A 21,373-nucleotide genomic window follows, 5' to 3' on the forward strand; every position below is an offset into this window, starting at 1 on the left:
CGGACACTCCTAGGGCGCGCCGCTGCCCCGGCGCGGCGGATGGGCGCCGAGCGCGGTGAGGCGGCGCAGCAGCTGGTCGGGTTTGGTGTGCCGGGAGCAGACGTACATCGCGAACATCATGCGGATGTCGGCGGGTTTGGAGCTGATGCCGCAGGCGGTCATGGCCCGGTCGATCTGGGTGCGGACGGTGGAGACCTTCACATCGAGCTGGGCGGCGGTCTCCTCGTACGAATAGCCGTCCGCGTACCACTCCAGCGCCCGCACCTGGCCCTCGCTCAGCCCCGCCGCCCAGTTGGAGAACACCACGGGCTGGTGGGCGGGCGCCTGTTCGGCCGAGGACGCCATGTAGAGCGTGTCCAGCAGGGTCAGCTGGTTGAGCCCGGTGCGGGCGCACTGCATCCGGAACAGCTCCAGGTCTTCCCGGTAGCGCGTGTCCGCGACGCCCAGCTCCTCCAGAATCCAGGCCACCCGGCCGCCGCGCGCGGTGCGGGCGAGCAGCTCGGCGAGGTACGCCGGGATGGTGAGCCCGCATTCGCGCACGGCGGTCTCCAGGGCGGACGCCAGATGCGGTTTCAGCCAGTGCGGATGGTGCCGGGCGTCCCATACGGCGTTCGCGAGGACGGCCGCGCCGACCGTTTTGCCGAAGACCGCCCGCGCCCCGCACACCCAGGGCGCGACGCGCTGGCGCCACTGCTCGGCGGCCGTGCACACCACCACGTCCGACCGGCGCACCAGGTCGGCGAACTGCTCGGCGGTGCCGACACCCATCAGGTCGGCCACGCACACGTCGTACTCGGCGCCGCTGATGTCGAGCCCCTCCACCGAGTCGACCTCGCTGACCACGGTCAGCCTCGGGTCCGCGTTCAGCGCGGCCACCAGGCCCCGTCTGGTCATCTCGTGGTCCTCGACCACCGCCACCTGTAACGGCTGCCTGCCGCCGCGCTCGCTCTCGTCCGTCATGCCGATGCGTCCTTCCGTGCGCGTCCGCCCTGTACGCGTCCGCTCTGTGGTCCGCCCTGTGCCCGATCGCCCCCGCCCCGTCCGCCGCGCCCTCGCGCCCCGCGTACGCGCCCCTCCCGCGCGCCGGGCGCGCGCTCGTCCGGCGCCGGTGCGGGGGCGATCGGCAGGGTCAGCGTCACCTGGGTGAGGCCGGGCACCGAGAGCACCCGCAGCGCCCCGCCGTGCTCCGCCAGCAGCCGCTGGTGGACGGCAAGGGAGCGCATCCCGGCGACACCGGCCGCCAGCGCCTCGGGCGGGAACCCGGCGCCCTCGTCGGTGACCACCAGTTCCACCTGCTCCCCGGGCTCCGCGGCCGGGTCGTCGACGATGTCCACATGCAGCAGCGCCTCACGCACCCCGGCGCTGCGCTCCACGTTGATCAGCAGCGCGCGCAGCGCGGCCTCCAGCAGCTCCACCTCGTACGGACGGACCCGGGCCGCAGCGCCGACCACGCGCTCGGTGACGATGGGCTCCACCGTGAGGGTGTCGTTGGCCGCCAGCGCGACCTGCCGGTGGACCATGCCGATCAGCGGCACCGACGCGCTGAACCGGCCGGTGCTGATGAAGGTGCGCAGCCGCTCCAGGGCGACCATCGCGGAGGTGCGCAGCGACGCGAGCTGATCGGTGTCGGTCACGTCGATCCGCTGGAACGCGCCCAGGGTGTGGCCGATGTGGTTGTGCAGTTCGATGGCGAGCAGCCGCCGCTGCTGGACCTCGTGCAGCTGAAGGCTCATATCGCCCAGATCGGCGGCGAGTTGCAGCAGGTACAGCGCGCCGCGCCGGATCAGATAGGCCAGCGCCCCATAGCCGGTGAGCCCGATCAGCACATCGGAGTGGGTCAGCGCCTCCGGGACGCCCAGGGCGATCACCGCGGCGTACGAGGCGGCGACCGCTCCGGTGCCCGCGAGGAGGACGCGCAGCGGCTGGCCGAGCGCCGAGCCGACGCTCGCGCCGGATATCTGCTCGGTGGTGAGCACCAGCAGCGGTGCCATGTCCTGTGCCCGGTCGGGGCCCATGACCACAACGCAGGCCCACAGGGAGGCGACGGCGGAGCACAGTTCGACACCGGCCGCGAGGGCGTCGTACACGACCGGCCGGGCATCGTCCCGGTCGTCGGCTTCGCGGTCCTCCTCGTCGCGCGCCGCCACCCGCCGGTGGTTGCGGACGATGTGCAGGGTGAACCACAGCGATTCGGCCACCACCGCCACCAGCAGCACCAGCCCGCCCGTGCGGTGGGCGAGATGGCCCGCGATACCGGGCACGGTCACCGCGAACTGGATGGCGTGCATCAGCCGGAAGATCAGCAGGATGCGCAGCATCTGCCATTCCATGTCCCGCCGCGCGAGCCGGTGCCGCTGAGCCGGTGGCTCCCCCGTACGCGCGCGTGCGCCCCGTAACCCCCGTGTCCGCGCCACGTGTTTCCCCCGTGTTCCCCCCGGGAGAGCCGCCCCCTACGGCTCTCACCCCCGGAAGAATCCCCAGTGTGGGCACGGCCGGAACCACACGACAGGGCCCCTTGGCCCCACGGACCCGGCGTGTACGTGTGCGAGAGGGCGCGGAGAGGCACGAAGGGGCGCGCGAACAGCGCGCACCACGCGCTCCTGCGGGCTGCGGGCTTGCGGGTGCGGGGCAGCTGCGGGCTGCGGGGCCGGGCTGCGCGGGCGTTCCCCCGCTACGCCTCCTGGGCCGCCACAGCCGTCCGTACGGCGCGTACCAGGGCCTGCGCCCGCGGGTCCGCGGTGACGCCGCGCTGCATGCCGTTGGTGACGTACGCGAAGCCGATCCGCGCCGCGGGGTCGGCGAAGGCGAGCGAGCCGCCCCGCCCCGGGTGGCCGAAAGACCCCGGTCCCAGCAGCGGGCAGGCCGGGCCGTGCAGCATGTAGCCGAGCCCGAACCGGGTCCCGACCACCAGCACCCGGTCCGGCCCCACGGACTCCTCCGTACGGGCCTGGGTCAGCGTCGCCGGGGCGAAGAGGCGGCCGCCCGCGCGGGCCGTGCGCGCCGACGGCAGCGGGCCGATCAGCGCCGCGTAGAAGCGGGCCAGCGCGTCGGCGGTGGCGACCCCGCCGGAGGCGGGCAGCCCGGCGGCGAGATAGGCGGGATCGTTCTCGTCGGGCGCCGGGCTGATCGCGCCGAACGCGCGCCGGGTCAGCGACTCCGGGTCGGCGTACGCGTCGGCCACCGACCGCTTGGGCCGCAGCCGCAGCCCCTGCGCGGCGGGCGCGGCCGGTGCCTCCACCCGCTCGATCCGGCCGGTCCGGTGCAGTTGCTCCTCGGGCAGCCCGAGCCACAGGTCCAGGGCGAGCGGCCGGGCGATCTCCTCAGCGATCCAGCGGCCGATGGTGCGCCCGGTGACCCGCTTCACCAGCTCGCTCAGCAGCCAGCTGTAGGTCTGCGCGTGATAGCCGTGGGCCGTGCCGGGCTCCCAGTCCGGGCGCTGGGCGGCGACGGCCCGCGGCCCGGATATGCCGTCGATGGCCTCGGCCGGGGTCAGCGGGGTGTCGAGGGCGGGCAGCCCGGCGCGGTGGGCGAGCAGATGCCGCACCAGCACCCGTTCCTTGTCGTTCTCCTTGAACTCGGGCCAGTAGGTGCCGACCCGGCCGTCGAGGTCGAGCTGGCCGCGCTGGTGGAGCAGCAGCGGCACGGCGGAGGCGACGCCCTTGGTGACGGAGCGGACGACCTGCGCGGTGTCCCGCTCCCACGGCGCCTCGTCTTGGTCCGAGCCGGGGTCCTTCGTACCGCCCCACAGGTCGACGGCCTTCTCGCCGTCCTGGTAGAGGACGAGGGCCGCGCCGCGTTCACCGCGCTTCGCGAAGTTCTCCGCGAAGGCGTCCCGGACCGGCTCGAATCCGTCGGCCACCGTGCCCTGGACGTCCACCACTGATGCGACTCCCACCCTGCCGATCCGACCGTGCTGCCGTCCTTATGGTGCAACGTGCCCGGTCGGGACCTCAGACCGGGGCCGTCACCGAGCGGGGATCGAAGCCGAAGGGCAGCTCCAGCCGGTGCTCCCGCATCAGCTCCTGGTCACACAGCAATTCTTGCGTACCCCCATCGGCCGCGATCACTCCCCCGCTGAGCACCACGGACCGCGGGCACAGCTCCAGCGCGTACGGCAGGTCATGGGTGACCATCAGCACAGTGACGTCCAGGGAGCGCAGGATGTCGGCGAGTTCACGGCGCGAGGCCGGGTCGAGGTTGGAGGACGGCTCGTCCAGGACGAGGATCTCCGGCTCCATCGCCAGCACGGTCGCCACCGCCACCCGCCGCCGCTGTCCGAAGGACAGATGGTGCGGCGGCCGGTCCGCGAACTCCGCCATCCCCACCCGGTCCAGCGCCCGGTGCACCCGCTCGGCCAGCTCCGCGCCGCGCATCCCGGCCGCGGCCGGGCCGAACGCCACGTCCTCGCGCACGGTCGGCATGAACAGCTGGTCGTCCGGGTCCTGGAAGACGATGCCCACCCGGCGGCGGATCTCGGCCAGGTTGGGCCCCGCCACCGGCAGCCCGGCGACCGTGACCGACCCGGCGCCCGCCTCCAGGATGCCGTTCAGATGCAGCACGAGGGTCGTCTTGCCCGCCCCGTTGGGGCCGAGCAGCGCCACCCGCTCCCCGCGGGCCACGGTCAGCTCGACCCCGAAGAGCGCCTGGTGGCCGTCGGGGTAGGCGTAGGCCAGGCCGGACACCTGGAGGGAGGGCGGGGTGGCGGCGGGGCCGGTCATACGAGCATCCATCCGGTCAGGCAGACCGCCAGCGCGGTCAGCGGTAGTGCGGCGGCGTAACTCCACTGTGCACGGGACGCGGTCACCTCGTCGATCACGGGCATCGTGCCCGTGTAGCCGCGGCTGAGCATCGCCAGATGGACGCGTTCGCCCCGTTCGTAGGACCGGATGAACAGCGCTCCGGCCGACTTCGCGAGCACACCCCACTGCCGCACACCGCGCGCCTCGAACCCGCGCGAGCGGCGGGCGATCCGCATCCGGCGCATCTCGTCGGTGACGACGTCCCCGTAGCGGATCATGAACGACGCGATCTGCACCAGCAGCGGCGGCATCCGCAGCCGCTGGAGCCCCAGCAGCAGGGCGCGCAGCTCGGTCGTCGACGCCAGGATGACGGACGCCGCGACCCCGAGCGTGCCCTTGGCCAGGATGTTCCAGGCGCCCCACAGCCCGGACTCGCTGAGCGACAGCCCGAGCACGTCCACCCGCGCGCCCTCCGCGACGAACGGCATCAGCACGGCGAACGCCACGAACGGGATCTCGATCAGCAGGCGCTTCAGCAGGAGCCCGGCCGGGATGCGGGCGGTCACCGCCACGGCGGCCAGCAGCACGGCGTACAGGCCGAACGCCCAGAGCGCCTCGCGGGGCGTCGCGACGACGACGAGGACGAAGCAGAAGACGGCGGCGATCTTGCACTGCGGGGGGAGGGTGTGGACCGGCGAGTGGCCCGCCCGGTAGAGCGTGTGGGCGTGTCCCGCGCCCATCTCAGCGCGCCTCGGCGTCGGCGTCGGCCCGGCGCCGCCGGACGACGACGAAGACCCCGGTGCCCACGGCGAGCGTCGCACCGACCCCGATCACCCCGGCGAGGCCGCCGGAGAGCCGGGCGTCGGAGATGTCCTTGACGCCGTAGTCGGCGAGCGGGGAGTCCTTGGCGGCGTGGTCCTCGGTCTTGGTGTCGATGCCCTTGTCGTGGGCGACCTTCTCCAGCCCGTCGGGGCTGGCGGAGGCGTAGAAGCTGACGACGCCCGCGCACAGCAGCGCGGCCCCGAGCCCCACCGCCCACACCCGGCGCGCGGAGCGCCGCGGTGCGCCGGGGGCGGGGGTGGCGGGCGCGTCTTTGGTGGCGGGCGCCGCCGTGACCGTACGAGCGGTGGCGGGCGAGACAGGCGAGGCGGCCGGAGCCGGGGTGCGCCCCGGGGTCACGGGCGTACCGGTGCGCAGCTCCAGACGGCGCGCGGTCGCGCCCCGCGCGCCGTGGACGAGGTCCGGCCGTACGGCCATCACGGCGCCGACCGTCAGAGCCGTGATCGCCGCCTCGCCGATGCCGATCAGTACGTGCACACCGACCATCGCGGTGAAGACTTTGCCGATCGCGACATCCGCCGTCCCGCCCAGCGCGTAGATCCCGGTGAAGGCGACGGCGGCGGCCGGGACGGATATCAGGGCGGCCAAGAAGGACGCGACGGTGACCGTGCGGCGCCGGTTCGGGGCGATCTTCAGCACGGCGCGGAAGATCCCGTAGGCCACGACCGTGGTGACGACCGCCATGTCCGTGATGTTGACGCCGAGCGCGGTGAGGCCGCCGTCCGCGAAGAGGACGGCCTGCATGAGCAGCACCACGGACACACACAGCACGCCCGTATAGGGGCCGACGAGGATCGCGGCCAGCGCCCCGCCGAGCAGATGCCCGCTGGTGCCTGCGGCTACGGGGAAGTTCAGCATCTGGACGGCGAAGATGAACGCCGCGACCAGCCCGGCCAGCGGCGCGGCCTGCTCGTCGAGTTCGCGCCGCGCACCGCGCAGACCGACCGCGACCGCGGCGGCGGCGACGGCACCGGTCGCCACCGACACCGGGGCGTCGATGAATCCATCGGGGACATGCATGCAGGGGCTCCGCTCCTGAGCTGCGGGTAACCGGTCGATGGTGACCTACCTGCACATCATTCGCAAGAGCGCCTGCCCCGCGAAAAGACCGACGGCGGCCCTCCCGTCAGGGAAGAGCCGCCGCCGGGGCGTGCGTTGGCCGGACTACACCCGGCTCAGCTCCGAGTCCTTGTCGGACTTCTTGGCGCCCTTGGCGTCCTTGCCCTGCTGCTCCTCCGGGGTGTCCGTCGCGAGCTGCTCGCGCAGCCCCTCACCCTCGACGTCCACGTTCGGCAGCGCCTTGTCGAGCCAGCGCGGCAGCCACCACGCCGACTTGCCGAGCAGCCCCAGCACCGCCGGGACGATGGCCATACGGACCACGAAGGCGTCGAAGAGGACCGCGGTGGCCAGACCGAAGCCGATCATCTTCACCATCGCCTCGGTCGAGCCGATGAACCCGGCGAAGACGCTGATCATGATGACGGCGGCCGCGGAGACCACCCGGGCGCCGTGCCGGAAGCCGGTGACGACGGCCTGGCCGGGGCTCTCGCCGTGGATGTACGCCTCCCGCATCCGGGTCACCAGGAAGACCTCATAGTCCATGGCGAGACCGAACACCACACCGATCATGAAGATCGGCATCATGCTCATGATCGGGCCGGTCTCCTCGACGCCGAACAGGTCCGCCGCCCAGCCCCACTGGAAGACCGCGACCACCGCGCCGAGCGCCGCCACGACGGACAGCAGGAAGCCGAGCGCCGCCTTGAGCGGGACCAGAATCGACCGGAAGACGATCATCAGCAGCAGGAAGGCCAGCCCGACGACCAGTGCCAGGTACGGCACCAGCGCGTCGTTCAGCTTCTGCGAGATGTCGATGTTCATGGCCGTCTGGCCGGTCACCAGCACCTCGGCGCCGGTGTCGGACTTGAACGAGCCCGCCTCGTCCCGGATGTCGGCGACGACCTTCTCGGTGTCGACGCTGCTCGGCTTGTACTTCGGCACGACGGTGAGCATCGCGGCGTCGCCGGACTTGTTGAACGTCGCCGGGGTGACGGCCGCGACGCCGTCGATACCGGCGATGGTCTTGCTGACCTTGTTCACCGCGGCCTTGGGGTCGTCGCTGCCCTTGGCGTCGGTGACCACCATCAGCGGACCGTTGAAGCCGGGGCCGAAGCCGTCGGAGATCATGTCGTACGCCTGGCGCTTCTGGCTGCTGACCGGCTGCGAACCGTCGTCCGGCAGCCCCAGCTCCAGGCTGAGCGCGGGCACCGCGGCGGCGCCGAGGCCGAGCACGCCGAGCAGCAGCACCGCGACCGGGCGGCGCAGCACGAACCGGGCCCAGCGGGTGCCCATGTTGGGCTTCTCCTCCGCCCGCGTGCCCTCCGTGGCGGCGGAGGCCGCCTCCGCCATCCGCTTGCGCGCCTTGCGTCCGTGCACCCGCTTGCCCGCGAAGCCCAGCAGCGCGGGGATGAGGCTGATCGCGATGAGGACGGCGATGACCACCGTGCCGGCCGCCGCGAAGCCCATCTTGGACAGCATCGGGATGTTGACGACCGCGAGACCGACCAGCGCGATGACGACGGTGAGACCGGCGAACACCACCGCCGAACCCGCGGTGCCCACGGCCCGCCCGGCGGCCTCCTCGCGCTCCCGGCCCTCGGCCAGTTCGGCGCGGTAGCGGGAGACGATGAAGAGCGCGTAGTCGATGCCGACCGCGAGGCCGATCATCATCGCCAGCGTGGAGGTCGTCGTGGACAGCCCGAGGGGGGTGGCGAGCGCGGTGATCCCGGAGATGCCGATGCCGACGCCGATGAGCGCGGTCAGCAGCGGCAGCCCGGCGGCCACCAGCGAGCCGAAGGTGATGGCGAGGACGATCGCGGAGATCACGATGCCGATGACCTCGGTGGAACCGGTCGCGGGCATCTCCTGGAGCGCGTCACCGCCGATCTCCACCGTGAGATCCGACTTCTGCGCCTTCTCCCCGGCCTCCTTCAGACCGTCCTTGGTGGTGTCCTCCAGCTCCAGCGCGCTGACCTTGTAGCTGGTCAGGATGTACGCGGTGGAACCGTTCTTGGAGACGGCACCGGCCTGGTACGGGTCGTTGACCGAGGCGATCTGCGGAGAGCTGGCCTTGAGGTCGGCGACAGTCTTCGTGACCACGGCCTTGTTGTCCGGGTCGGTCATCTTCTCGCCCTGGGGCGCGCGGAAGACCACCCGGGCGGTGGCGCCGTCGGCGTTACCACCGGGGAACCGCTTCTCCAGGACGTCGAAGGCCTTCTGGGCCTCGGTACCCGGGATGGAGAAGCTGTCGTTGGCGGGGGGCGAGGCGGTCGCGGCGCCGACTCCGGCGACAGCCAGGAGCGCCACCCATATCAGGGCGACGAACCGGCGTCGCCGGAAGGCGAATCGACCGAGTTTATAGAGGAACGTGGCCACGAGGAGAGGTGCTCCCGTCGAGTCGGTGTCACTGCTGGGATCGCTGCTGTGTCACTACTGGCAGGTGTGCGCGACCCGACCGGCGACGAGAGCGGCGCCCCGGCTGGGTCCGTAGGGGGTGATGCGGGGTGGGGAGAGTCAGAGGCCGAGGGCGGGGAGGACCACGGCATCGATGTATTCGCTGAGGTAGTCGACGTCCGGCTCTTCGCCGTCGATCAGCGACCGGGCGACGACGGCGCCGCACATCATGTGCACGACGTATCCCAGCGCGGGTCTGCCCGGAGCCACTTCCCCCCGGTCGACGGCACGCCGCAGCAGGACGTCGAACGCGGCGATCTCGGGATAGATCAGCAGCTCCCGAAGGGCCTGGTGGAGGTCCGGATGCGTGTGGATGGCCTGGGCCAGCCCCCTCATCAGGGCCGCGTCACGCTCCCGGGCGCTGTCGCCGCACCGCACGATCTCGTGCAGGTCGCCGCGGAGCGTTCCGGTGTCGACCTCCTGGAGCGAAACGGGCTTGGTATGCCGCAGCGCGGAGGCCACCAGCTGCGGCTTGCCCTTCCACTGACGGTAGAGCGTGGCCTTGCTGGAGTGGGTGCGGGCGGCGACGGCGTCCATGGTCAGCGCGTCGTAACCGACCTCCCCGAGCAGCTCGACCACGGCCTCGTACAGCTCTCCCTCCCGCTCGGGGGACAGCCTGCTGCGGCGCGCCCTTGCCGTGGGCCGGTCCTCGGCCGACGGGTCGACAGGCGGCGTCGTCGTCATGGCATACCCCCTTCCGAACGAAACGGTTTCGTACTCGTTCCAGCATACGACCGCACCGGCCGCCCTTTTAGCGAAACCGCGTCGTTTCGCTCGTGGTGTGCGTCACAGATTGGAGTTGCTTTGGCGGACCGGGCCCGAAACCATGGATGAGGTGAGGGAAACCAGCGATACCGACCGCGCCTATCTGCGATTTCCGCATCTGCACGGCGACTTGCTGTGCTTCGTCGCCGAGGACGACCTCTGGGTCGCCCCCCTGACCGCCGGCGGTGAACCCCCCGGACGGGCGTGGCGGCTGACCGTCGACCGCACGCGGGTGGGACACCCACGCTTCTCCCCCGACGGCTCCCGGATCGCCTACACGAACTGGCGCAGCCTCGACCCCGAGATCCACCTCGCCCCCGTGGACGGCGGCCCCGCCCGGCGGCTGACCTACTGGGGCAGCGAGGACGCCCGGGTCTGCGGCTGGTCGACGCCCGGCCCGGACGGCGACTCCCACATCCTCGCCGTGTCCTCGCACGGCCAGCCGTTCTCGCACTTCTCCTGGGCCTACAGCCTGCCCACCGACGGCAGCCCCGGCAGCCGCCTGCCCTGGGGCCCGGTGGCCGACATCGCCGTCGCCGACGTCCCCGACGTCGCCGATATCGGGGACGGTCACATCGCCGCCTCCGGCCAGCACGGCGAGCGGCGCACCCTGCTGCTCACCGGCAAGCCGCCGCACGAGCCCGCCACCTGGAAGCGCTACCGGGGCGGTGCCACCGGCCGGCTGTGGCTCGGCGGCACCCGGCTGCTGCCCGAACTCGGCGGCCACCTGGACTCGGTCATGGTGGTCGGCGGCCGCATCGCGTTCCTCTCCGACCACGAGGGCGTCGGCAACCTCTACTCCTGCCTCCCCGACGGCTCCGGGCTGCGCCGTCACACCGACCACGACGACTTCTACGCCCGCCACGCCTCGACCGACGGCAGCCGCGTCGTCTACCAGTGCGCGGGCGACCTGTGGCTGGTGGACGACCTCGGCCCGGAGACCGAACCCCGTCGGCTGCGGGTGCGGCTCGGCGGGGCGCGGACCGGGCGGCGGCCCTACCAGGTACCGGCCGCCTCCCACGTCGACTCGCTGTCCGTGGACACCACCGGCCGGGCCAGCGCGGTGTGCGTACGCGGCAGCCTGTACTGGCTCACCCACCGCGACGGCCCCGCCCGCACCCTCGCCGACGCCCCGGGCGTCCGGGTGCGGACGCCCGAGATCCTGGGCTCCAGCGGGCGGGTCGCCTATGTGACGGACGCGGAGGGCCAGGACGCGATCGAGATCGCCTACCTGCCGCGGGCGAGCGAGACGGGCGAACCGCGGCGGCTGGCCGCCGACCGGCTGGGGCGGGTGCACGAGATGGAGCCCTCGCCCGACGGCGACCGGCTCGCCGTCGCCGCCAACGACGGCCGGCTGCTCCTCGTGGACACCTCCGCGGACGGGGACGGCGAGGTCACCGAGCTGGTCCGGTCGCTCAACGGCCCCGTCGCCGACCTCGCCTTCTCACCCGACTCGGCCTGGCTGGCCTGGTCGCATCCGGGCATCGGGCGCACCCTGCGCTCCATCAAGATCGCGCGGCTGGCGGACCGGACCATAGTGGACGTGACCAGCGGGCGGTTCGAGGACGAGGAACCGGTCTTCACCAGCGACGGCCGCTACCTCGCCTTCCTGTCCTGGCGCGGCTTCGACCCCGTCTACGACGTCCACACCGGCGACCTCTCCTTCCCGCTCGGCTGCCGCCCCTACCTCGTACCGCTGTCCTCCGCCACGCCCTCCCCCTTCGCGCTCTCCACCGAGGGCCGCCCGGCGGCGGGCGGACTCGACCCGGACGACGGCGCCGGGGGCGGGGAGGGCGACGGCACGGTGACCGTCGAGGTGGAGGGGCTGCCCAGCCGGGTCACCGTCTTCCCGGTGGCCGCCTCCAAGTACTCCTCGCTGTGGCCGGTCAGCGGCGGCGGCCTGGTGTGGCTGCGCTGGCCGATCTCGGGTGCGCTCGGCGAGACGTTCGCCAACCCCGCCGACACCTCCGACCGCCCCACCCTCGAACACTTCGACCTGGCCAAGGCCAAGCGCACCGAACTCACCAGTGAGCTGGACTGGTTCCGGGTCAGCGGCGACGGCTCCCGGCTCGTCGTCGTCGACGACGACGAGCTGCGAGCGGTGCCCGCCACCGAGTCGGGCGACAGCGACTCCACGGCCCAGATCGACATGCGGCGCATCCAGCACACCGTCGACCCGGAGGCCGAGTGGCGGCAGGCGTACGAGGAGGCGGGGCGCATCACCCGCGCCTACTTCTGGGAGCCGGGCATGTGCGGCGTCGACTGGGACGGGGTGCTCGACCAGTACCGGCCGCTGGTCGAACGGGTCGCCTCCCCCGACGAGTTCGCCGATCTGCTGCGCGAGGTCCTGGGCGAACTGGGCACTTCGCACGCGTACGTGAGCGCCGCGCGCCGCAACGAGGGCCCGCCCCACTACCAGCGCCCCATCGGACTGCTCGGCGCCGACCTCACTCCCACCGAGGACGGGGGGTGGCAGGTCTCCCGCATCCTGCCCGGCGAGTCCTCCGACTCCCGGGCGCGCTCGCCGCTCGCGGGCTCCGGCATCCGCGAGGGCGCCCGGCTCACCCACGTCGACGGCCGCCCGGTGGACCCGGTGGCCGGTCCCAATCCGCTGCTGACCGCCGCGGGCGGCACCACGGTCGAGCTGACCTTCGCCTCCCCGGACGGCGAGGGCCCGCCGCGCCGGGTCGCGGTCGTCCCGCTGATCGACGAGCGGCCGCTGCGCTACCAGGACTGGGTGGCCCGGCGGCGGTCGGTGGTACGGCAGTTGAGCGACGGGCGGTGCGGCTATCTGCACATCCCGGACATGGGCGGCTCCGGCTGGGCGCAGTTCAACCGGGATCTGCGCCGGGAGGTGTCGTTCCCCGCGCTGATCGTGGACGTCCGGGGGAACGCGGGCGGCAACATCAGCGAGCTGGTGGTCGAGAAGCTGACCCGCACCGTGATGGGCTGGGACCTCACGCGCAACGCCCAGCCCGTGTCGTACACCAGCAACGCGCCGCGCGGGCCGATCGTCGCGGTCGCGGACGAGGCGACCTCCTCCGACGGCGACATGATCACCGCGGCCTTCAAGATCCAGGGCATCGGCCCGGTGGTGGGGCTGCGGACCTGGGGCGGTGTGGTCGGCATGACCGGCCGCCACCCGCTGGGCGACGGTTCGGCGATCACGGTGCCGATGAACGCCGCCTGGTTCGACGCCTATGGGTGGGGGGTTGAGAACCATGGCGTGGAGCCGGACATTCCGGCGCCCCGTTCCCCGCTGGACTGGGCGGAGGGCCGCTATCCGCAGCTGGGGGTCGCGGTGCGTACGGCGCTGGACCTGCTGGAGCGGCATCCGGCCGCAGCCCCGCCGGACTACGGCCAGGTCCCGGACCGACGCCGCCCGAAACTCCCCCCACGGGCCGATAGTTGAGCGGCTGAGCTGAGCCGCCGGACCCTGCCGGGCTCTTGGAATAGGCCCGCGTGCGTGGCCTCCATGCGTGCCGGGGGCGCATCCCCTGACGGATGCGCCCCCTCGCGCACACTCTTCGCGAGCCCTTGGCGGGCCCGCCAAGGAACCTGCCGACGAGACGACTTACATCTCCTCGAACGGCTCCTGGTCCCGCGTCTCGTCGCCCATGCCCTGCTGACGGCGCTCCCGGCTCATGCGCTCGGCCTGCTCACGGCTTTCGGGCCGGTCCTGGTCACGGCGCGGCTCCTGGCCCCGCTCGCTTCGCTGGCCCTGCTGGCCCTGCTGGCCCTGCTGACCGCGCTGGGACGGCTGACCCTGCTGACCCTGTTGACCACGCTGGGACGGCTGGCCCTGCTGACCCTGCGCCTTGCGCTTGGCCTGTTGGGCCTTCTCGCTGAACTCGTCCTTCCCCATCTGTGTCACTCCTCATCGGGTGAAAGGGATCGGGCCCGACCAGAGTTACACGCAGGGACATACTCCGCATTTCGATCGACTACATCTAACGAATTCCCAGGTCAGGGCGGTTGACACAGGGTTACCGGTGACTCTGCGTACGGGCGGTGCGCGCCCGCTCGTCCGCCGCGCCGCCCTCGCCCACGAGATGGCCGCGCTGCCCGCGGGTGGCCGCCAGCCGGGGCTCGGCCCAGCGCATCTCACGCTGCCCCACCGCCCCGATCAGCGCGGGCAGAAGACCGCGCACCGGCTGCATCCCGCGCAGCCACCACTGCGCGTACACATGGGCCGAGCGGCGCTCTATCCCGGCGACGAGCCGGTCCACGGCCGGCCCCAGTGGATACGTACGCCCCGCGGGCCACGGCATCCGCGACCGCAACTCCCGCATCACCTCGTCCCGGTCGGCGCCGCGCACCATGTCGGTATCGGTCCAGCTGAGATAGCCGACGCCGACCGTCACGCCCCGGTGACCCACCTCGGCGCGCAGACAGTGCGCGAACGCCTCGACCCCCGCCTTGGACGCGCAGTACGCGGTCATCATCGGCGCGGGCGCGAGCGCGGCGAGCGAGGCGATCTGCAGCAGATGGCCACGGCTGGCGATCAGCGCGGGCAGAAAGGCGCGGGCCGTGGTGACGCTGCCCAGCAGATTGACCTCGACCACCCGCCGCCAGGCCGTCTCGTCGGTGTCGAGGAACGGACCGCCGGTGGCCACCCCGGCGTTGGCGCAGACGATGTCCACCGCGCCGAAGCGTGCCACCACTTCCTCCGCGACCTTGGCCATCGCCTCCGAGTCGGTGACATCGGCGTGCCAGTACTCGGAGTCGGTGGGCAGCCGCCCCGACACCCGCTTCAGCTCCTCCGGTTCCAGGCCCACCAGCGCCACCCTGGCGCCGCGCGCGGACAGTCTGCGGGCCAGCAGCTCGCCGACTCCCCGTGCCGCGCCGGTCACCACCGCGACCCGGCCCTCCAGCCTCCCGCGCGCGCTCATGACGTCCGCTCCTCGACTGTGTGGGGGGCCTCGCCGGTCCCGGCGGCCCGCGGGGCATCCCCGTATTCCGTGTATTCCGTCTCTTCCGTGTATTCCGTGACGAGGTGATCCATGACGAGGCGGCGGATCACGCCGCTCACCGCCCCGGGGTCCTCCACGGGCGTCATGTGGCCGAGGCCGGGCAGCTCGGTGAGACCGGTGCAGTGCGGCAGCGCGGCCGCTATGGCCCGGGCGTGCTCGGGCGGGGTCAGCCGGTCGGCGGTGCCCACGATAACGGTGGCGGGCATGGTCAGCAGGCCGACCCGGGCGTCCAGATCGAGGCCGCCCATGACATGCGCCCAACCGGCGCGCACGGCGCCGGGGCAGGCATGCACGATCCGCGCGCACGCCTCCACCATGGCGGGCGCGGAGCCCGGGCCCATCGTCCCGTACCGCAGCAGGCGCTTGGCGACCGGCGTAACCGGCCCCATGGGGACGCGCGCTCCGAGTATCGCGCGATGTATCCGCGCCCGTGCCCGCTCGGAGCGCAGCGGCACCACACGCGCCCGCTCGACCAGGCGGGAGGCGCCGGTGCTGCACAGCACCACGGCGGCGGCGCGCTCGCGCAGCGCCGGGCGGCCCGCGGCGGCCATCACCGTCATCCCGCCCATGGAGTGGCCCACGACCACGGCCCGGCGGCCCGGCTCCAGGGCCTGCTCCAGCACCGCTTCCAGGTCGTCGGCGAGCGCGTCGGTGCTGTAGCCGCCGGGACCGGGGGCGGCGCTGCGGCCATGGCCTCGCTGGTCGTACACGATCACCCGGTGGTCGGCGGCCAGCTCCCGCAGGACCGGCGCCCAGAAGGCGGTCGAGCAGGTCCAGCCGTGCACCAGGACGACGGCGGGAGCGGCGGGGTCGGCGGGCCCGTGCAGCTCCGCGTGGAGCCGGGCGCCGTCCGCCGAGGTGACGGTCAGCTCATGCGCGCCGGTCGGCGGGGCGTACGGCCCGGAGGTGACGTAGGGGGCGCGCCTCACCGCGATCCCCTCCCCGCGGCGGACTCCGCGCCCTCACCGGCTCCGGCCGACTGCCTCAGCACCTCGTACTCCGCGAGCCGCACCTGCCGGGTGACCCTGGCGAACTCGCCGGTCGAGCCCGGCCACAGGGTCGTGTTGCGGCCGTTGTCGTCCAGATACCAGCTGTCGCAGCCGCCCGAGTTCCACACTGTGCGCTTCATCCTCTCCTGGACCCTGTCGTTGTAGGCGCGGACCGCCGACGGCCGGGCGTCCAGGGCGACCTTGCCGCCGAGGGCGTCCAACTGCCGCAGATAGTCGGTCAGATAGGTGAGCTGGGCCTCGATCATCAGGATCATCGAGCTGTTGCCGAGCCCGGTGTTGGGCCCGATGACCGTCAGGAAGTTGGGGAAGCCCGCCGCGCTGGTACCGCGCAGCGCCTCCATGCCGCCCTTCCACTCCTCCGCGAGCGTGGTGCCCTTCGCCCCGGTCACGCGCTGGGCGATGGGAAGGTCGGTGACATGGAAGCCCGTCCCGAAGATGATCGCGTCGGCCTCGGTCTCGGTGCCGTCGGAGCCGACGAGCGTGGTGCCGCGGATCTCCTTGAGCCCGCCGACCACCTCCACATGCGGCTGGGCGAGCGCCGGGTAGTAGTCGTTCGACAGCAGGATGCGCTTGCAGCCGATGCGGTAGCGGGGGGTCAGCCTGGCCCGCAGCACCGGGTCCTTGATGGCTCGCCGCATATGCGCCCCGGCCAGCCGCTCCACGATTCCCAGCTCCGCGGGCCGCTTGGTGAACGCCCCGACCTGCAACTCCCGGATGCCCCACAGCAGCCCGCGCCGCAGCGCCCCGGACACCGGCAGCCTGCTGTGCAGCCAGCGCTCGGCGCCGGTGATCCGGCGGTCCATGCGCGGCAGCACCCAGGGCGGGGTGCGCTGGAAGAGGGTGAGCCCGCGCACCTCCTTCTGGATCTCGGGCACGATCTGGATGGCCGAGGCGCCGGTACCGACCATCGCGACCCGCTTGCCGCGCAGGTCGTAGCCGTGGTCCCAGCGCGCGGAGTGGAAGACCTTGCCGGGGAAGCCGTCGAGCCCCGGGATGTCCGGGATCTTCGGATCGGAGAGCGGGCCGGTCGCGCTCACCACGACATCGGCGGTCAGCGGCCCCCGCGCCGTCTCGATCTCCCAGTGCAGCGCCGCGCCGTCCCAGCGCAGGGAAAGCACCTCGGTGTCGAGGCGCAGGTGCGGCCGCAGCCCGAAGGTGTCGGCTACCCGCTCCAGATAGGCGCGGATGTGCCGCCGGCCGGAGAAGGTGCGCGGCCAGTCGGGGTTGGGGGCGAAGGAGAAGGAGTAGAGATGGGACGGGACATCGCAGGCGCAGCCCGGATAGCTGTTGTCCCGCCAGGTCCCGCCGACCGCACCGGCCCGCTCCAGGACCACGAAGTCGGTGACACCGGCGCGGCGCAGCCTCACCGCCGCGCCCAGCCCGCCGAATCCGGACCCGATCACCGCCACCCGCACATGCTCACGCGTCGGCCCACCCGTCATGCCGCCACCTCCCGCCGCTCGAACTGCCCGAACTTCCTGAACCGCTCCGAACCGTGCCAGCGTTCACTGGCACGATGGGAGCGTAAGACAGGGACGCGGCAAGCGGTAGGGGCTGTGGATAACCTAGTTACCGGCGGTCACACACCACCGCCGTCGGCATAGGCTGCTGCTGTGGCGACGAGCGAAGCGGACCAGGTGCGCGAGTACCGGGTGACGGAACTGGCCGAGCGAGCCGGGATCACCGTGCGCACCCTGCGCTTCTACCGGGAGCGCAAGCTGATCCCGCCGCCCCGCCGGGAAGGCCGTATCGCCTGGTACAACGACCACCACCTGGCCCGGCTGCGGACCATCACCGCCCTGCTGGAGCGCGGCCACACCCTGGGCGGGATAGCCGAGTTGATCGCCGCGTTCGAGAGCGGGCGGCGGGACGTCGGCGAACTGCTGGGGCTGGACGGCGGCCTTCCGTCCTGGTCCGAGGAGACCCCGGTCCGGCTCACCCCTCAGGCGCTCGCCGACTACTTCGACGGCGAGGCCACCGCGGCGAACCTCACCGTCTCCCTCGACATCGGCTATCTCGCGGTCGACGGCGACGACATCGTGCACATCAGCCGCCGACTGCTGGACGCCTCGCGCGCCCTGGTCGCCCAGGGCATCCCGCTGTCGGCCGTCCTCGCGGCCGGGCGCGAGGTCCGGGGGCATGTGGACGCCATCGCCGAGACCTTCGCCACCCTGCTGATCAGCCACGTCCTGGCGGACGCCAAGAATCGCGGCGAGGAGATCGGCGAGACCGTGGAGCGGCTGCGGCCGCTCGCGAAGAGCGTCGTGGACGCCGAGCTGTCGATGGCCATGGACCGCCGTCTGCGGGCCGGTCTGGAGCAACGGGCGGGCGAGCCGGGCGCCTCGGCGGGCGAGCGCACCGAGGACACCGGGCGCCCGCCGCCGGATCAGTGAGCGGCGCCGTACGTGACCGTCACCGGGGCATGGTCGCTCCACCGCTGGTCGTACGCCGGGGCCCGCTCCACGACGGCCTTCAGCGCCCGCCCGGCGAGCCCGGGGGTGGCCACGTGATAGTCGATGCGCCACCCCGCGTCATTGTCGAACGCCCTCCCCCGGTACGACCACCAGGAGTACGGACCGTCGACGTCCGGGTGCAGCCCGCGCACCACGTCCGCGTAGCCCGCCTCCTCGAAGACGCTCGACAGCCACGCACGCTCTTCCGGCAGGAACCCGGACTTCTTCCGGTTGGCCTTCCAGTTCTTCAGGTCGGCCTCCTGATGGGCGATGTTCCAGTCGCCGCAGACCAGCGCCTCGCGCCCGTCGGCCGCCGCCCGCTCGCGCAACCCCTTGAGGTACGGAAGGAACTCCGCCATGAAGCGTTCCTTCTCGTCCTGCCGCTCGGTGCCGACCTCGCCGGAGGGCAGATACAGGCTGCCGACCGTCACGCCCGGCAGATCGACCTCCGCATAGCGGCCGCTGCCGTCGAACTCGGCGGAGCCGAAGCCGACCCGTACGCCCTCCAGCTCGCGCCGCGCGTACACCGACACCCCCGCCCGGCCCTTGGTCGCCGCCGGGGCGTGCACCACGTGCCAGCCGTCCGGCTCACGCACGGCCTCGGGCAGTTCGCGCGGCTCGGCGCGCACCTCCTGGAGGCACACCACATCGGCCGAGGTACCGTCCAGCCAGGACACGAAGCCCTTCTTGGCGGCGGCACGCAGCCCGTTCACATTTACGGTCGTCACGGAAAGCACTACGGCACGATACGACATGGAAAATCCAATGCCGCCCCACTCGCATAGAAGTACGATCCCCCGCATGAATATCCGAGCGGTTCGCTTTGACCACCCCGACGCGGTGCGGCTCAACGACGAGGTGCAGGCGGAGTATGCCGAGCGCTACGACGACGAAGGGGACATGACACCCCTGGACGCGTCCCACTTCGACCCGCCCCGCGGCCTCTACCTCATCGCCTACGACGAGACCGGCCGCCCGGTGGCCACCGGCGGCTGGCGCGGCCAGGAGCGTAACGAAGAGGGCTACGAGGACGGGGACGCCGAGCTGAAGCGGATGTTCGTCATAAGCGAGGCGCGTGGACGCGGCCTGGCCCGCCTGATCCTCGCGGCGCTGGAGGACAGCGCCCGGGCGGCGGGGCGCACCCGGATGGTTCTGGAGACGGGCATCAAGCAGCCCGAGGCGATCGCGCTGTACACCTCATCGGGCTATGAGCCGGTGAAGAAGTTCGGGCTGTACCGCTTCGACGAGCTGAGCCGCTGCCTCGGCAAGCCCCTAGCCGTCCCGGAGGACGCCGTTCACCAGAAGAACCATCCGGGCGTGGCATCGTAGATCCGCGTCGCCTCGTCACACCGCCCGACCCCGTCGAAACCGTCATGGGCGGCGATCGCGGCCGCTTCGCGCTCCCCGTAGGCGTCGACCCCGTCCGCCGTCACCACCAGAGCGGCGATCACGGCGACGAAGACCCACGGGACCGCCCGGTGGCGCGGCGCCTTCTCCTGCGTCACCCAGGCACCCACCACGGCCATCACCGCGGCCGCCAGCACCAGGCACAGGGCCGCGGTGGTGAGGCGGCCGAGGAGGGGCGACTCGTCGCACAAGGTGTAGACGCGCCCGCCGCGCAGCCGCTCGTAGAGGGCCGCGCCGCTCAGTGTGAAGCCGAACGCGGCGATGTGATGCGGCTGTACGGCCCGTACGGCGGAACCCGCCCCGTCGCCGGAGCGGGTTCCCTCATTCGTCAGCCGCTTCATCCCTTGGTGGCGAACTTCTTGCTCATCGCGCCGAACACGCCCTTCGCATCGGCCCCCAGATGCGGACCGGCCAGCCAGGTGTGCTCATTCGAGCTGATCGAGCTGTTCGACACCAGCACCGTCTTGCCGCCGCGGTTGACGAACCAGCCGCCGCCGGAGGTGCCGCCGGTCATCGAGCAGCCGATGCGGTACATGGTCGGCGTGGTGGGCGCGAACGACAACCGGCCCGGCCTGCTGGTGCAGTTGAACATCTTCGCCCCGTCGTAGGGCGGTGCGGCCGGATAGCCGTACGCCCCGATCGAGCTGACCCCGTTCGCCGACGGCGCCCCGAACCACACCGGCACGGCGGCCCCGACCGACTCCTCCAGCGACTTGCCGCCGCCGTGCTCCGGCTTCACGTGCAGCACCCCGAAGTCGTACGCGGAACCCACGTTTCCGGTCTTGCCGCCCGTGTCGATCCACTGCGACGAGGTCTGCGACCAGTCCGCCCACCACACGCCGTACGGGGTGACCTCACGCTGGGCCGCGGTCTCGGCCTTGGCGGCGGACAGCCCGCTGTCGTTGTACGACGGCACGAACACGATGTTGCGCATCCAGCCGCCCTTCTTGCCGGAGTGCACACAGTGGCCCGCGGTCCACACCATGTTCGACTTGCCGGGGTGCGCCGGGTCCTCGACGACCGTCCCCGAGCAGACCATCGGCCCCTCGGGGCTGTCGAAGAACACCCTCCCGACCGGCGCCATGTTCCGGTGGTACGGCCGCGAGACCTGCTTGGCCGGTACGGCGGGCGGCTCCGGATCGGTCCCGGCCTGGCCCTCGCCCGCGCTCTGCGTGGAGAGCGTATTGGGCGAGTCCTTCGCCTTGGACATCCGGGACGGCCGCCAGAAGTTCTTGATGACGGGATTGGCGAAATCGGACGCGTCACGTGCCCACTTGTCCCAGTTCTTCCACCCGCCCTCCTTCCACTTCTTCAGGTCGTCCAGACTCGTCGGAACACCCTCGGGCAGCTTGATCCCGTTGTCGCCCTGCTGGCCGGCCGCGGCCGTCGCACCCGACTCGGAACCGGCCTTGTCCTCACTCGGCCCGCAGGCCGAGGCGGTGACCACGAGCAGTGCGGCCATGGCGGCGGCCGCCGCCGTGGAACGGCGTATGAGTGGCATGGCGCCTTATCCCCCTGTGCTGCTGTGTTCTGCTGTGCATGGCTCAAGCGACGGCGCTTTCGCGCCAAGTCCATCTGAGATGCCCCCACTATGCCCGCGCCCCTCGCCAGTGCCATCACCTGTCTCACGGCCCGCACACAACAAGAACGGCGTCAGCACGATTCCATGACAT

18 protein-coding genes are annotated in these 21,373 nt (G+C 72.2%); 3 read left to right on the forward strand and 15 right to left on the reverse strand.

What is annotated here, in order from left to right:
- Positions 1 to 9: 9 nt before the first annotated feature.
- The 8 genes from ABZ370_RS33205 to ABZ370_RS33240 form a co-directional block, all read right to left on the reverse strand.
- Positions 10 to 960, reverse strand: a complete 951-nt coding sequence (locus ABZ370_RS33205; RefSeq protein ID WP_358628431.1) for a sigma factor-like helix-turn-helix DNA-binding protein — start codon at positions 958 to 960, stop codon at positions 10 to 12.
- The gene (locus ABZ370_RS33210) at positions 957 to 2,318 is read right to left on the reverse strand and encodes an ATP-binding protein (protein ID WP_358628434.1); all 1,362 of its coding nucleotides are present in this window, start codon (positions 2,316 to 2,318) and stop codon (positions 957 to 959) included. Before ABZ370_RS33210 ends, ABZ370_RS33205 begins: the two co-directional genes overlap by 4 nt.
- A gap of 353 nt (positions 2,319 to 2,671) precedes the next feature.
- Entirely contained in the window at positions 2,672 to 3,880 is a 1,209-nt protein-coding gene (locus tag ABZ370_RS33215) for a serine hydrolase domain-containing protein (protein WP_358628524.1), read from the reverse strand.
- A gap of 70 nt (positions 3,881 to 3,950) precedes the next feature.
- Positions 3,951 to 4,718, reverse strand: a complete 768-nt coding sequence (locus tag ABZ370_RS33220) for an ABC transporter ATP-binding protein (protein ID WP_358628437.1) — start codon at positions 4,716 to 4,718, stop codon at positions 3,951 to 3,953.
- Entirely contained in the window at positions 4,715 to 5,479 is a 765-nt protein-coding gene (gene cbiQ, locus ABZ370_RS33225; protein WP_358628440.1) for a cobalt ECF transporter T component CbiQ, read from the reverse strand. The genes ABZ370_RS33220 and cbiQ overlap by 4 nt, the downstream gene beginning before the upstream one ends.
- Before the next feature lies 1 nt (position 5,480).
- Positions 5,481 to 6,599 (reverse strand): energy-coupling factor ABC transporter permease, encoded by a 1,119-nt coding sequence (locus ABZ370_RS33230; RefSeq protein ID WP_358628443.1) that lies wholly within the window; start codon positions 6,597 to 6,599, stop codon positions 5,481 to 5,483.
- Between the two features lie 144 nt (positions 6,600 to 6,743).
- Positions 6,744 to 9,014: an MMPL family transporter gene (locus ABZ370_RS33235; RefSeq protein WP_358628446.1), complete on the reverse strand. Its 2,271-nt coding sequence runs from the start codon at positions 9,012 to 9,014 to the stop codon at positions 6,744 to 6,746.
- A 138-nt stretch (positions 9,015 to 9,152) separates the two neighbouring features.
- A complete protein-coding gene (locus tag ABZ370_RS33240) occupies positions 9,153 to 9,776 on the reverse strand; it encodes a TetR/AcrR family transcriptional regulator (RefSeq protein WP_358628449.1) in 624 nt (207 codons plus the stop codon).
- A 142-nt stretch (positions 9,777 to 9,918) separates the two neighbouring features.
- Here ABZ370_RS33240 and ABZ370_RS33245 point away from each other — a divergent pair, with 142 nt between their 5' ends.
- Positions 9,919 to 13,269, forward strand: coding sequence for a S41 family peptidase (locus tag ABZ370_RS33245; protein ID WP_358628452.1), 3,351 nt, complete (start codon positions 9,919 to 9,921; stop codon positions 13,267 to 13,269).
- 162 nt (positions 13,270 to 13,431) lie between these two features.
- On the opposite strand, the gene ABZ370_RS33250 is transcribed toward ABZ370_RS33245, so the two are convergent.
- The 4 genes from ABZ370_RS33250 to ABZ370_RS33265 all read right to left on the reverse strand — a co-directional run bounded on the left by ABZ370_RS33250 (position 13,432) and on the right by ABZ370_RS33265 (position 17,282).
- Entirely contained in the window at positions 13,432 to 13,722 is a 291-nt protein-coding gene (locus ABZ370_RS33250; protein WP_358628454.1) for a hypothetical protein, read from the reverse strand.
- Positions 13,723 to 13,843: 121 nt separating this feature from the next.
- On the reverse strand, positions 13,844 to 14,749 hold the full coding sequence (locus ABZ370_RS33255; RefSeq protein WP_358628457.1) for an SDR family oxidoreductase: 906 nt from the start codon (positions 14,747 to 14,749) through the stop codon (positions 13,844 to 13,846).
- Positions 14,746 to 15,759, reverse strand: a complete 1,014-nt coding sequence (locus ABZ370_RS33260) for an alpha/beta fold hydrolase (protein WP_358628460.1) — start codon at positions 15,757 to 15,759, stop codon at positions 14,746 to 14,748. The genes ABZ370_RS33255 and ABZ370_RS33260 overlap by 4 nt, the downstream gene beginning before the upstream one ends.
- On the reverse strand, positions 15,756 to 17,282 hold the full coding sequence (locus tag ABZ370_RS33265) for an NAD(P)/FAD-dependent oxidoreductase (RefSeq protein ID WP_358628463.1): 1,527 nt from the start codon (positions 17,280 to 17,282) through the stop codon (positions 15,756 to 15,758). The genes ABZ370_RS33260 and ABZ370_RS33265 overlap by 4 nt, the downstream gene beginning before the upstream one ends.
- A 171-nt stretch (positions 17,283 to 17,453) precedes the next feature.
- On the opposite strand from ABZ370_RS33265, the gene ABZ370_RS33270 reads away from it, so the two are divergent.
- Complete coding sequence (locus ABZ370_RS33270) at positions 17,454 to 18,233, forward strand: MerR family transcriptional regulator (protein WP_358628466.1); 780 nt, start codon at positions 17,454 to 17,456, stop codon at positions 18,231 to 18,233.
- Here the strand turns inward: ABZ370_RS33270 and ABZ370_RS33275 are convergent.
- On the reverse strand, positions 18,227 to 19,048 hold the full coding sequence (locus tag ABZ370_RS33275; protein ID WP_358628469.1) for an exodeoxyribonuclease III: 822 nt from the start codon (positions 19,046 to 19,048) through the stop codon (positions 18,227 to 18,229). The two genes, ABZ370_RS33270 and ABZ370_RS33275, sit on opposite strands and share 7 nt — an antisense overlap.
- A 46-nt stretch (positions 19,049 to 19,094) precedes the next feature.
- On the opposite strand from ABZ370_RS33275, the gene ABZ370_RS33280 reads away from it, so the two are divergent.
- On the forward strand, positions 19,095 to 19,622 hold the full coding sequence (locus ABZ370_RS33280) for a GNAT family N-acetyltransferase (protein WP_358628472.1): 528 nt from the start codon (positions 19,095 to 19,097) through the stop codon (positions 19,620 to 19,622).
- Here the strand turns inward: ABZ370_RS33280 and ABZ370_RS33285 are convergent.
- Both ABZ370_RS33285 and ABZ370_RS33290 read right to left on the reverse strand, forming a co-directional pair.
- Positions 19,589 to 20,041: a hypothetical protein gene (locus ABZ370_RS33285; protein WP_358628475.1), complete on the reverse strand. Its 453-nt coding sequence runs from the start codon at positions 20,039 to 20,041 to the stop codon at positions 19,589 to 19,591. The genes ABZ370_RS33280 and ABZ370_RS33285 overlap by 34 nt on opposite strands.
- Entirely contained in the window at positions 20,038 to 21,201 is a 1,164-nt protein-coding gene (locus tag ABZ370_RS33290; protein WP_358628478.1) for a hypothetical protein, read from the reverse strand. The genes ABZ370_RS33285 and ABZ370_RS33290 overlap by 4 nt, the downstream gene beginning before the upstream one ends.
- Positions 21,202 to 21,373: the final 172 nt, after the last annotated feature.

It is taken from the genome of Streptomyces sp. NPDC005962 (genome assembly GCF_040629205.1).
Classification (GTDB): domain Bacteria; phylum Actinomycetota; class Actinomycetes; order Streptomycetales; family Streptomycetaceae; genus Streptomyces.

Bases quoted from the DNA above. Each gene is read 5' to 3' on its own strand.
- ABZ370_RS33240 (WP_358628449.1), bottom strand. From the start codon at position 9,776: ATGACGACGACGCCGCCTGTCGACCCGTCGGCCGAGGACCGGCCCACG.
- ABZ370_RS33220 (WP_358628437.1), bottom strand. From the start codon at position 4,718: ATGACCGGCCCCGCCGCCACCCCGCCCTCCCTCCAGGTGTCCGGCCTG.
- ABZ370_RS33250 (WP_358628454.1), bottom strand. From the start codon at position 13,722: ATGGGGAAGGACGAGTTCAGCGAGAAGGCCCAACAGGCCAAGCGCAAG.
- ABZ370_RS33255 (WP_358628457.1), bottom strand. From the start codon at position 14,749: ATGAGCGCGCGCGGGAGGCTGGAGGGCCGGGTCGCGGTGGTGACCGGC.
- ABZ370_RS33205 (WP_358628431.1), bottom strand. From the start codon at position 960: ATGACGGACGAGAGCGAGCGCGGCGGCAGGCAGCCGTTACAGGTGGCG.
- ABZ370_RS33290 (WP_358628478.1), bottom strand. From the start codon at position 21,201: ATGCCACTCATACGCCGTTCCACGGCGGCGGCCGCCGCCATGGCCGCA.
- ABZ370_RS33210 (WP_358628434.1), bottom strand. From the start codon at position 2,318: ATGCTGCGCATCCTGCTGATCTTCCGGCTGATGCACGCCATCCAGTTC.
- ABZ370_RS33230 (WP_358628443.1), bottom strand. From the start codon at position 6,599: ATGCATGTCCCCGATGGATTCATCGACGCCCCGGTGTCGGTGGCGACC.
- cbiQ (WP_358628440.1), bottom strand. From the start codon at position 5,479: ATGGGCGCGGGACACGCCCACACGCTCTACCGGGCGGGCCACTCGCCG.
- ABZ370_RS33245 (WP_358628452.1), top strand. From the start codon at position 9,919: ATGGATGAGGTGAGGGAAACCAGCGATACCGACCGCGCCTATCTGCGA.
- ABZ370_RS33285 (WP_358628475.1), bottom strand. From the start codon at position 20,041: ATGAAGCGGCTGACGAATGAGGGAACCCGCTCCGGCGACGGGGCGGGT.
- ABZ370_RS33280 (WP_358628472.1), top strand. From the start codon at position 19,095: ATGAATATCCGAGCGGTTCGCTTTGACCACCCCGACGCGGTGCGGCTC.
- ABZ370_RS33265 (WP_358628463.1), bottom strand. From the start codon at position 17,282: ATGACGGGTGGGCCGACGCGTGAGCATGTGCGGGTGGCGGTGATCGGG.
- ABZ370_RS33275 (WP_358628469.1), bottom strand. From the start codon at position 19,048: ATGTCGTATCGTGCCGTAGTGCTTTCCGTGACGACCGTAAATGTGAAC.